Here is a 10,497-nt window from a genome sequence, read left to right as displayed (position 1 = left end):
GGCGCTCTTTCATATCCTAAGAGCGCCCAAGTGCAACAACATACCTAAAAGTCTTGTGACAGTTGGCCTTAGTCCTGAAATATTTGTAAAGACACGGCATGACGAACCTTACTCGTTGCACAAATAGGGTAAGGTTCGCAATCCGCACCCCAAAAAACTGCATTAGTTTACGAATTTTTCAACTTAAACTCATCAAACTTCACCACTTCCGACTCCGGTTTCCGCGTATCAAAATAGTAGCTGCTAACCGTACCCTCCCCCGTATCAAAAATAGTAAAAGCCGTAATATCGTTACTCTCAATATACGGCAGCGGCCGCCCGTCTTCTCCCAACAAAGGCGCAACAGTCGGCACCACAGGTTCCAATCCGTTCGGGTCTCCAATAGCGCTGTAATCTTCCCGATATCCCGGCGGCACAAATCGGCGCTTTTCCCCCGCAAAAGCACCGTAACTGTTGCCCACATTTGAAGTCTCCAAAAAGTGCATTCCGCTGGAACTGACAAACCGATTCCACAAGTGCGAATGTCCGTAAAATACCAACTGCACCCCCGCTGTTTCTAGCAACGGCACTACATCTCGAATCAGATAATCTTGCTGTTTGGGATACTCGTAACGCACCATTTTAATCTCGCCATCGAGAGCGCGATCGACTATTTGCACAGGGTCAGTATAAGCAGGTACAATATTGTCACCCAGAGAATGCGGCGGGTGGTGAAACATCACAATTTTATATTTTGCCTGCTGGAATTCCGAACTCTTTAACTCTTGTTGCAGCCAAGTATATTGAGCGCTACCCTTGACAATCGGCTCAAAAATATGCTGTCCGTATCCCCATTTTTCGGGATTATTAAAATCTTCGTCCCGTTCCCGATACCTGCCTCTGGCACCCGAATCTAAATTCGGAGTCCGCCAGATATTCGCAACGTACAAAGTCACTAACCGCACGTCGCCAAAAGTCACAGCATAGTAATTTTTGCCCCCAGGTAAATTGAAAATTTCGTCATAGGTATCGCTATTAAAAGTATTGTTTTTTAGCCATATTTCCCGCACAGAAGGGTCATTATTGGGATTCAAAGAAGCAGCACGTTGAGCGTATATTTTTTCGGCAGCAGCGCGGGGAAAAGGATCGTTAAATTGGTCGCCGAGTGTGCTGTTGGTTGCAAAGCGACCCATGATTTCGTGATTGCCAATCGCCGGAAATAAAGGCGCGTGTTGGATCAGTTCGCCGCCGCTGTAAACTGTTTTGATGCCGTTTTTGTCCAGTTCTGAAAATGCGCGACCTTGCAGAGTGGGAAAGAAGGCGCGGCCTCGGTAGTCATCGAACCATTCAGAAGCGCGATCGGGTATATTAATTAAATCTCCTGCCATAAAAACCGCGTCAACTTTCCCAATTGTTTCGGCTACTTTCTGGAGATTTGCTGATGTCATAGGCATCAATTGATGGTCGGAAGTGAGGAGAATTTTGAGCGCAATTCCTGCTGCTGGTGTCGGAGAAAGAGTAAAAACTTTGCTGTTGACAGATGCGCCGTCTTTCCTTTCGCTGGTGACTCGATAAGGAATGCGAACACCGGGCATTAAATTGGGGAGTTCTGCTTCATGGCGCCAGATGTCGCGGACAATTGGATTGCTGTCAATGATGCTTTGTTTCATTTCATCGGAGATGCGCGAGTCTTTGTCTTCGCGAGTGCGGCTTAGCTTTGTAGTATTTGCCGCCGCAATTTGATTCAAATTTTCGCCGTAAGCAACAGTGTTGCGAGTACCGGCAAACTCTGTGAACCAGACAACTCGCACCGAGTTTGCTGTTGGGAGTTGCAGAAACGGATCGGTTAAAAGCTGAGGTTTGTTAAGGTAAGATTGCATCATGAAACCTAGCAATAGGACAATCAAAATCAAAACAGCAAAAAACCAGGGATTGCCAGAATAACCTTGAGAACTTTCTACTTTATTAGGCAAAGGCGTTAACATAAGTCATTAGTCAATCGATTTTAGATTTTAGATTTTAGATTTTAGATTTTAGATTTTAGAGGCGAACCCACGGATAAATTCGGGGGTTCCTTTATCGGATACAGGTTTTTTATTTCTCCAGGGATGAATCCGGGGGCTTGTATCCTGGATGCTTTCGGTCATTAGTTGTAGGGGGGCACCAGCAAAACAGAACTCCCCCCCCAAATACATATAAACCCGCGCCGCCAACTTTAAATTTTAAACTACCAACGTTATCAAAAAGTTAAGAAATTAGTAAAATATCTCACATCTAACAAACCTCAACGATTTTTTGACATCTTCCGACCTCTCCATTCTCTTTCTCTGCGCCTCTGCGCCCTCTGCGGTTCATTAAAAAAAATTCTCAAAAATGATTTAGACTTGCGATATAGCCTTTCTCAGGTAGATGAGGTATGAGTATTAATTGGTAATGGGAGTTGATGGCGGTGCTTAAGTAGTAGGACACAATTAATTACCCAAAATACCGCCTAAAAACCTTGCCTCTTCAAAAGGCTTGATGTAATTAATTGTGTCCGGTTACTTACCTCACTTAACTACATAAGCACAATTAAGAGGGCTAAAGCCCAACTACGTACCTCATTTACTTGAGAACCGCTATATAACAGTCTTAACACTCTTATTTCAATCTAAAATCTAAAATCTAAAATCTAAAATCCCATGACTCGCCACCTTCTCAAAGCTAACTGCAAAACCGTACACTTAGGCGGTTTTTCTCCCAATATCGAACCTGCTTTAAGGGTGGATTCGGGCGATCGCATCGATATCGAAACCTATTCAGGATATTATGTTGCTGACAAGGCGCCGCCGGAATTTTTGACGCCGGAATTTTTAGATATTTGTCAGAATTTGCCTCCCAACCGCAAAGTTGGCCCCGGCCCCCACTTGCTAACAGGCCCGATTTATGTTAACAATGCCGAACCGGGAAACGTTTTAGAAATTCACATTGAGGATGTTTACCCGAGTTTACCAGTAGGATTTAATGCAATTCGCGCCGGATGGGGATCTTTGCCTGAGTATTTTCCCGAACCTAAATTGCGGTTTATTCCGCTAGATTTAGAGCAAAAAATTGCAGAATTTCCCCCTGGTAGCGGCATTCGGATTCCCCTGCATCCTTTTTTTGGCATTATCGGCGTGGCCAATGCAGAAATCAACCGTTCTTCTATTCCTCCTGGGCGTTACGGCGGCAATATGGACAATCAGGAACTCCAACCAGGAACGCGGTTATTTTTACCTGTTTTTCTGCGCGGCGGTTTACTGTCCGTCGGCGACGGACATTCGGCACAAGGAGACGGTGAAGTTGACGGTACTGCGATTGAAACTTCGATGAACGGCACTATTCAAATCATCTTACGCAAGGATTTATTTCTGATATTTCCGTTTGCGGAAACGCCCACTCATATTGTGATTATGGGATTCGGTAGAACATTAGATGAAGCGTTTGAGATGGCGGTAAAACAGACGGTTTATTGGCTGCAAAAGTTTGCAGGTTTCAAAGAGGAAGATGCTTATGTTTTCTGTTCGCTTGCGGTAAATTTTCGGATTACGCAGGCTGTCAACAATCCTCAAAAAGGAGTTCACGGAATGATGCCCAAGTGTATTTTGCCGGAGGTGAAAATTATTGGTCGCGGAGTTTGATGTGCTATAATAACACGGAAGCGACAAAAAAATTAGGATCGCGATCGCACAAACTACACAAATTTGTCACTGCGGTGGTCGATCGCGATCCTGATCCTGTTGAAAATTAAGCTTAAGATGGCATAAGTTACAAATTCTACCTAAATCGAAGTCAACATGAAAAATCAAACTGATGATTCTGCCAAAAAAGATTTAGTCGATCGAGCTTTTGGAAATACAGCAATACCAGACCCGACAGCGTGGGTGCGCGAACATTATTTTCTGGCTAATTTTGCCGATACTCTCGCCCACCTCCAAGAACATCTGTCTGATGACAGTTGCGAAAGTGGCGAGAATGGTGACTCTGACGAGGGGATATTATCGATCGATGCTCAAATTAGAGATATGTTGAGAGGTACTTTTAGTGATGACTGCTGGCAGTATGTCGAAAGTTTATTGTGAGTTTGATAAAATCCATAAGTATTTGTAAGTTCTTAACTTTAGAGCATAAATTATACCTGTTTCAAAAAAGAATGCAACTCTAGGCCCGCGATCCAAACCCTTAGATTGTCAGTCATTCCCAATTCTTCAATTCTTTCATCTCAAATAGTATCAGTTTCGTTCCCCAACACTGACTCGAAACTCATAGTGCCTGTCTGAATTTTCACCACAATTTGAGATATTGTGATGCAGGATACTTTAGATCGACCCCAAATTACTGTCGCTAGGAATTTCGATCGATCGCAAAAACTCCGCACTTTCCTCCGGCAAAGCAGTATTGATAAACATCCCGCTGCCCAACTCAAACCCAGCTTGCTTGGTGACTCTGGGAATAATTGCGATATACCAGTGAAAGTATTTTGTTGCCCGTTGAGCGATCGGCACCGATCGAATATTATAGTTGTAATCGGGATTGTTCAATCCGTAATAAAACTTAGCTAGTACAGTTTTAACAGTCTCAGCAAGATCCGTAATTTCCGCATCAGTAATCTCATCAAACGAAGAGGAATGCCGGCGCGGAAAAATCCAAGTGTGGAAGGGTGAAAGTGCAGCGTAAGGGATAAAAGCCACAAAATGTTCACTCTCAAAAATTACTCTTTCTCCCGCCGCTAATTCATCTTCCAAAGTCCGGCAAAACAGACATTCTCCCGTGTCGTCAAAATATCTAATAGCTTCGTCGATGCGGCTGCGAAATTGGGTGGGTACAACGGGCGTCGCTGCTATCTGCGAGTGGGGGTGTTCGAGAGAAGTTCCGGCACTTTCCCCGTGATTTTTGAAGATAATAATTGTTTCAATGTGGGGATTTTTTCTAATTTCTACATACCGCTGGCGGTATACTAAAAGTATGTTGGCAATTTCTTCAACTCTCAACAAAGCGGTCGTCAAATCGTGTCGCGGGTGTTCGACAATTACTTCGTGAACGCCGATTCCCGCCATCGTGCGGTGAATTCCCGATGATATCCTCATCCATTCTGCTGTCGGGGAGAGTGCGGGATATTTGTTGTAAATTGCCCGGACTTTCCAGCCAGTGCGATCGCCCAAACGGCAAGTTTCTAAGGTTCCGTCTTCCTCATTTCCCACGCAAAACGGGCAATCGGCACGGTGCGGTGGCACTGCTGCTGCCCACTTTTTTTTGTTAGCGAATTGATCCGGTCTTGTCGCCCGTTCGGTGGCGATGATTACCCAATCTCTGGTAATTAGATTTTGTCTAATTTCAGACACTTTCTTACCTTCAGTTTCAGGGTTTAACCATTTCTTATTTTAGATAAATATGTGTACTCTGTCAGTGTCGGATTGCGGACAGTTAACAAATCTTGATATCTAATTCCGAAGGTATTAAGTCGGTTGTCATAAGTAAAACTTTACCCAACATCAGACTGACGGTATCTAAAGCGTTAGACATCAATCTATTTGTTACGCCCTAGATTACCCGGAGTACCAATGAAAGCAATTAAAGTAATGGCATCAAGTTAATTCTGCTTCGTCGGATTATGGGCGTGCTGTTTTCATGTAATCCTAAATCACACTTATATTGTGTAGATTTTGGAGTGCAGTCACCGATATCTTGCTCGTGTGGCAAAAAATCCAGAGCTAAAAAAATTTGGAGAGCAAGTTCGCAGGCTAAGGACATCAAAGGGCTTTTCCCAAGAAAAGTTAGCAGAACTAGCCGGACTGCACCGCAACTACATTGGTGGTATTGAGCGGGGTGAGCGAAACATAGCTCTATTAAACATTGTGCGGTTAGCAAAAGCTCTAGGAGTATCGCAAGCGAACTATTGCAGGAAATAGAGTAAATGCAATCACCCTATACCGGACTTCCTGTCGAAGATTGGGAATAGAAGACACTAGAACTAATAAATCTACACCCACTAGATCCACAAGAAATTTATGACGTGGTTATTCAAGTTTGGAGTGAAATTTTTCAATCCAGCATAACCAGCAGAGGCTACAGAATAGGAGTAGATTTATTTCCAACTCCCCAAATTATGGGATTTTTTTTACATGAACTAATCCCCTTAGAACTCGCCAGCAAATACCCCCGGAATTTGGCTGCGCGATCGCAGCACCATCGAAAAAGATATTGTTTACATCCCGAACCATAACTTCTCAATTGAAATTAAAACTTCTTCAAGTATTAACTGTGAAACGGAACAGTTAGTAAAGGCAAAAGCGTTAAAATCAGCCAACTCCAAAACCACTTATTCGATTTTAGCGGCGTTTCTGCCCCTGTCAAAAGCGCATCTATTCTCTCTCCCAATCTATTGGGCGCTCCCGCAGCACCAACCACGCAAGCTATATCAAAATATCGGTGCGGATAGCTCGCTACCAACAGCAAAGCTTCTGCTAATAACAAAGAATCTACTCCCGCCGCAGCCTTAGCGTCAGCCCGCAATTCCCGCAGCGTTAATAACTCTTCCCACAAAGCTTGCGTATTCGGCAGCCAAGCCGTGATTTGCCGCAGCCATCCCAGCCAGAAAAACCAGAAAGTATCGCGGTAATAGTAGTGCGCTTGTTCGTGGGCAATTACTGCTTGCAAGTGAGCTGGGGCGAGGGTTTTCAACAAACCCGAAGTGACTGCAAATTCAGGTTGCCAAAAACCAACTAAAGCCGAAAATAGAGCGGGCGTGTTCATAACTCTGACTGTTGTTCCGGCTATTTCTTTCTGCGGGCAATTGCGAATTTGATTTAAAAATAAAATGCCCTTGGAGGCTAGCTTCATGCACCAAAATGCTGCTATTATTAAAAAAGTTACAGCTAGCAAGTAGCTCAACCACCCTTCCTCAATTCCTACGATATGGATTCCTACCATTTGTCCTTGAATTCCCATGAATAAAATTGCTAGAGCTGTGGCGAGCAATAACAGGGGGGGAAACAGGAATAACAAGAGCGATCGCTGCCAGCGGCGAGTCCAATTTCCGTGAGGAAAAGACCATTTCAATCTCAGCCAGCAAGCAGCAATCAGTGCAGTTGAAATTAGGATTAAGTGCATTATTTTTGATCCTCCCTAGCTTGCCGGACAGCTTGAATGCGAAGGGCAATTTCTTCTAATTGTTCGACAGTTGCTTGGTCGAGGCTGTCAGCAAATGCTGCTACAATATCGGGATTGCCTACTGCTAGAAATTTCTGCAATCGCTCGTAAGCCAAGAGCGATCGAGCTTCTTCGCAAGAAACTAAAGGTTGCCAAGTGAAAGTCCGTTCTGTTTTGTCGCAAACCAGCCAACCTTTGTCTGTCAGGCGCCGCAGCACTGTTGTTACTGAAGCGTAAGCCAATTCTCGATCGGGATCGGACAAAATGCGATCGTGCACGTCTTTCACTGTAGCAATTTCTAGTTCCCAAACTATGTTCAAAATCTCTGCCTCTAAAGGGCCGAGGGAAAGTTGTTTGGGGCGGTAATTGGGCAGAGGATTCATGCTATTTTAGATTTTAGATTTTAGATTTTAGATTTAGTTACCATAGAGGTAATTATTTGTATAGCTTACATCATTTACAGTGATGAGTAGTGTTTCTTTAGAAAAAATTAATCATAAATCCTGTTATTTACAAGTTTTACAAGCTGTCATTTGACAATTCAAGCGAAGAAGTGTAAGAATCAGGCAAAAATTACCAAACTCAGTATATTGGGCATCCATTCAGCCCAAGCTTAACCTCAAATGAACAAACAACTAATACAGGCTTCAACTGCGGCCGCCCTCGCTATTTTGTGTACCTATTCAACTGTCGATCGGCATCAAGCCACAGCGGCAGAAACTCAAGAATTGGAGATTAAATTTAGCGCTGCAGTGGGGGAAAAGCCGTTTAACTGCGGGGAAAGCTACAGTAACTTAGGCACGCCGGCTGCTACCGTTACTCCTACAGATTTCCGCTTTTATATATCCGATGTTGCCTTAATTGACAACAGCGGCAAAGCCGTACCGCTAACTCTCAAACAAGACGGCAAATGGCAGCATCAAAACATTGCTTTGCTGGACTTTGAAAATAAATCCGGCGCTTGTGCAAACGGCACTGTAGAAATTCGCGATCGAGTTCTTGGCACAATACCAAAAGGCAGCTACAAAGGGCTGCAATTCACCCTCGGCTTGCCATTCAATCTCAATCACGGAGACGCAAGTCTAGCACCTTCTCCCCTCAATTTAACATCCCTGTGGTGGAACTGGCGGGGAGGCTACAAATTTGTGCGGATTGACCTAAAAAATCAAATGGCTAGCAGAATGCCAGCCGGAAAATCGGGCCGGCAAAGCAGCCAAATTGCTCACACAGAAGGCAGTCACGGCGGAGTGCAGGGTTTTGTCATTCATTTAGGAAGTACCGGATGCAAAGCTGAAGGCAACACTCTGAAGCCGAGTAGCTGTGCTAATCCCAACACCGCCAAAATAGTTTTTAGTAACTTCGATCCCGCAAAAAACACAGTTGTTGCCGACATCAAATCGCTAGTTTCTCAAACTAATTTGGAAGTCAATCAAGCTAATACTCCTCCCGGCTGTATGTCAGAACAGAATGACAGCGACTGCGCTGGAATTATGACAAATCTAGGTTTGCCCTTTGGAGGCAAACCCCCTGCCGAACAGAGTTTCTTTAAGGTTAAATAACAGACGAATTACGGATATATCCCTTCATAAACCGGGTTTTTCCAAAAAACTCGGTTTCTGCGTCCAGGACTATAACAGCAATGGTGGGCAGTGCCCGCCCTACGATAAAAAGAATGAAATTAAATCGACTATTAACTTTTACTATTATCTGCATTATCTCATTTTGCTTAGCAACAAGCATTAGCGAAGTTTTGTCGCCCGAAACAAGCGCGATCGCAACTTCTCCACCGCCAACTTACAATTGGAATATCCCCGCAGCAGTGCCAAAACCAATTGTACCAGCAGATAACCCAATTACCAAGGAAAAAGTCGAACTGGGGCGACATCTTTTCTACGAAAAACGCCTGTCAGTTACAGGAAAATTTTCCTGCGCTACCTGTCACATTCAAGCCAAAGCATTCACCGACGGCAAAACATTAGGAGTCGGCGCTACCGGAGAAAAACACCCGCGCAATGCCATGAGTTTAGCCAATATCGGCTACAATTCAGTGCTGACTTGGGCAAATCCCCTACAGAATAAACTGGAATCTCAGCTATTAGTTCCCCTGTTTGGCGAACACCCGATCGAAATGGGAATGGTAGGTAAAGAACAGGAACTTTTAGCAATGCTGCGGTCAGATTTACAATACCCTAAAATGTTTGCAGCCGCCTTTGGAACCGGAGACAATTATATTAGTATTAACAACTTAACCAAAGCTATCGCCTCCTTTGAACGCACTTTAATTTCCCTCAATTCCGCCTACGATCGATACCGCTATCAAGGCGAATCCAGCGCAATTTCAGCCTCAGCCAAACGGGGAGAAGAATTATTTAACAGCGAACGCTTGGAATGCTTTCACTGTCACGGCGGTCTCAATTTGTCCGACTCTATTATGCACGATCGGCTAGCCTTTAAAGAAATCGCTTTTCACAATACAGGCCTGTACAATATCGACGGTAAAGGTGCTTATCCGCCCAACAATACAGGGGTTTACGAGATTACGAACCAACCCTCAGACATGGGCAGATTTAAAGCACCAACTCTGCGAAATATTGCCTTGACAGCACCTTATATGCACGACGGAAGTATCAAAACTTTAGAAGAAGTTATCGACCACTACAAAGCAGGTGGCAGAACTATTAAGAAAGGAGAATTTGCTGGAGTAGGAAGTGAAAACCCGCTCAAAAGTAATTTTGTTTCAGGCTTTAAGTTGACTGTAAAGGAACAACGAGATTTGTTGGCTTTCCTGCGAAGTTTGACCGATGAAGAATTTATCAATAATCCCGAATTTAGAGATCCGAATCTGGAATAATACTGTATAACCCAGATAATTTCATTGCGACTCAGGCTTTAAGCCAGAACGTTTTTGTTCAATTGGATGTGAGGGTCTTTTTCAAAGGTATCTGATGTATAAGGTTAGTAGACCTCTTGCAAAAATCCTTTCATCAAGTGATGGGACGGGCTCTCCGGCCCGTCCCACAAGAGTTATTTTTTCTTGTGGGACGCGCCGGAGAGCCCGTCCTAATTATTTTTGCAAGAGGTCTAGTGTGCCTAGTTGAGGGAACAGACTCGCAGAACGATCGCAAATTCAGTCCCTTGACCTAGTGCGGAATTCACATCGATCGCACCACCATGTTTCTCAACTACAATCTGCCGTGCGATCGCAAAACCTAAACCCGTTCCTTTTCCCACTGCTTTCGCCGTCAATAAATGATCGAATATCTTTTGTTTGACCGTAAGGATTCAGGTCAAAAAAACTTCGGTGACAAAAGCTGGTAAAATAAACCAATGAAAAAGCCCCCAGCAACCAGA

9 protein-coding genes and 3 pseudogenes are annotated in these 10,497 nt (G+C 44.1%); 7 read left to right on the top strand and 5 right to left on the bottom strand.

All coding sequences use genetic code 11. The annotated features are described in order from the left end of the window. Nucleotides 1-167 precede the first annotated feature (167 nt). The gene (locus tag QUA56_RS35520; protein ID WP_333368433.1) at nucleotides 168-1,964 is read right to left on the bottom strand and encodes a metallophosphoesterase family protein; all 1,797 of its coding nucleotides are present in this window, start codon (nucleotides 1,962-1,964) and stop codon (nucleotides 168-170) included. A gap of 696 nt (nucleotides 1,965-2,660) precedes the next feature. Here QUA56_RS35520 and QUA56_RS35515 point away from each other — a divergent pair. Together QUA56_RS35515 and QUA56_RS35510 are read left to right on the top strand one after the other, a co-directional pair. After that, nucleotides 2,661-3,638, top strand: a complete 978-nt coding sequence (locus QUA56_RS35515; RefSeq protein ID WP_333368430.1) for an acetamidase/formamidase family protein — start codon at nucleotides 2,661-2,663, stop codon at nucleotides 3,636-3,638. Between the two features lie 156 nt (nucleotides 3,639-3,794). After that, complete coding sequence (locus tag QUA56_RS35510; protein ID WP_333368427.1) at nucleotides 3,795-4,079, top strand: hypothetical protein; 285 nt, start codon at nucleotides 3,795-3,797, stop codon at nucleotides 4,077-4,079. A gap of 237 nt (nucleotides 4,080-4,316) precedes the next feature. Here the strand turns inward: QUA56_RS35510 and galT are convergent, their stop codons facing one another. Beyond that, nucleotides 4,317-5,339 (bottom strand): galactose-1-phosphate uridylyltransferase, encoded by a 1,023-nt coding sequence (gene galT / locus QUA56_RS35505; RefSeq protein ID WP_333368424.1) that lies wholly within the window; start codon nucleotides 5,337-5,339, stop codon nucleotides 4,317-4,319. A 351-nt stretch (nucleotides 5,340-5,690) separates the two neighbouring features. Here galT and QUA56_RS35500 point away from each other — a divergent pair, with 351 nt between their 5' ends. From QUA56_RS35500 to QUA56_RS37045, 3 genes and pseudogenes are all read left to right on the top strand, one after another. Next, nucleotides 5,691-5,906 (top strand): helix-turn-helix transcriptional regulator, encoded by a 216-nt coding sequence (locus QUA56_RS35500; protein ID WP_333368422.1) that lies wholly within the window; start codon nucleotides 5,691-5,693, stop codon nucleotides 5,904-5,906. A 62-nt stretch (nucleotides 5,907-5,968) separates the two neighbouring features. Further along, nucleotides 5,969-6,220: pseudogene (locus QUA56_RS37050) on the top strand (ScaI family restriction endonuclease); the annotation flags it as partial. After that, nucleotides 6,198-6,251: pseudogene (locus QUA56_RS37045) on the top strand (hypothetical protein); the annotation flags it as partial. The pseudogenes QUA56_RS37050 and QUA56_RS37045, both read left to right, overlap by 23 nt. A gap of 1 nt (nucleotide 6,252) precedes the next feature. On the opposite strand, the gene QUA56_RS35495 reads toward QUA56_RS37045, so the two are convergent. Further along, on the bottom strand, nucleotides 6,253-7,107 hold the full coding sequence (locus QUA56_RS35495) for a M56 family metallopeptidase (protein ID WP_333368419.1): 855 nt from the start codon (nucleotides 7,105-7,107) through the stop codon (nucleotides 6,253-6,255). Beyond that, nucleotides 7,107-7,529 (bottom strand): BlaI/MecI/CopY family transcriptional regulator, encoded by a 423-nt coding sequence (locus QUA56_RS35490; RefSeq protein ID WP_333368416.1) that lies wholly within the window; start codon nucleotides 7,527-7,529, stop codon nucleotides 7,107-7,109. Before QUA56_RS35490 ends, QUA56_RS35495 begins: the two co-directional genes overlap by 1 nt. 240 nt (nucleotides 7,530-7,769) lie before the next feature. Between QUA56_RS35490 and QUA56_RS35485 the strand changes: the two genes are divergently transcribed. Further along, nucleotides 7,770-8,705 (top strand): MbnP family copper-binding protein, encoded by a 936-nt coding sequence (locus tag QUA56_RS35485; protein WP_333368414.1) that lies wholly within the window; start codon nucleotides 7,770-7,772, stop codon nucleotides 8,703-8,705. 113 nt (nucleotides 8,706-8,818) lie between these two features. Continuing rightward, nucleotides 8,819-9,997, top strand: a complete 1,179-nt coding sequence (locus QUA56_RS35480; RefSeq protein ID WP_333368411.1) for an MbnH family di-heme enzyme — start codon at nucleotides 8,819-8,821, stop codon at nucleotides 9,995-9,997. A 239-nt stretch (nucleotides 9,998-10,236) separates the two neighbouring features. Here the strand turns inward: QUA56_RS35480 and QUA56_RS35475 are convergent. Then, nucleotides 10,237-10,419, bottom strand: a pseudogene (locus QUA56_RS35475) (ATP-binding protein); the annotation flags it as partial. Nucleotides 10,420-10,497: the final 78 nt, after the last annotated feature.

This window comes from Microcoleus sp. N3A4 (genome assembly GCF_036701805.1).
Taxonomy (GTDB): domain Bacteria; phylum Cyanobacteriota; class Cyanobacteriia; order Cyanobacteriales; family Microcoleaceae; genus Microcoleus.
The sequence above is the reverse complement of the archived record's forward strand: the minus strand, read 5'-3'. Positions and strand labels throughout refer to the sequence as shown.

Bases quoted from the DNA above. Each gene is read 5' to 3' on its own strand.
- QUA56_RS35520 (WP_333368433.1), bottom strand. From the start codon at position 1,964: ATGTTAACGCCTTTGCCTAATAAAGTAGAAAGTTCTCAAGGTTATTCT.
- QUA56_RS35515 (WP_333368430.1), top strand. From the start codon at position 2,661: ATGACTCGCCACCTTCTCAAAGCTAACTGCAAAACCGTACACTTAGGC.
- QUA56_RS35510 (WP_333368427.1), top strand. From the start codon at position 3,795: ATGAAAAATCAAACTGATGATTCTGCCAAAAAAGATTTAGTCGATCGA.
- QUA56_RS35495 (WP_333368419.1), bottom strand. From the start codon at position 7,107: ATGCACTTAATCCTAATTTCAACTGCACTGATTGCTGCTTGCTGGCTG.
- QUA56_RS35490 (WP_333368416.1), bottom strand. From the start codon at position 7,529: ATGAATCCTCTGCCCAATTACCGCCCCAAACAACTTTCCCTCGGCCCT.
- QUA56_RS35485 (WP_333368414.1), top strand. From the start codon at position 7,770: ATGAACAAACAACTAATACAGGCTTCAACTGCGGCCGCCCTCGCTATT.
- QUA56_RS35480 (WP_333368411.1), top strand. From the start codon at position 8,819: ATGAAATTAAATCGACTATTAACTTTTACTATTATCTGCATTATCTCA.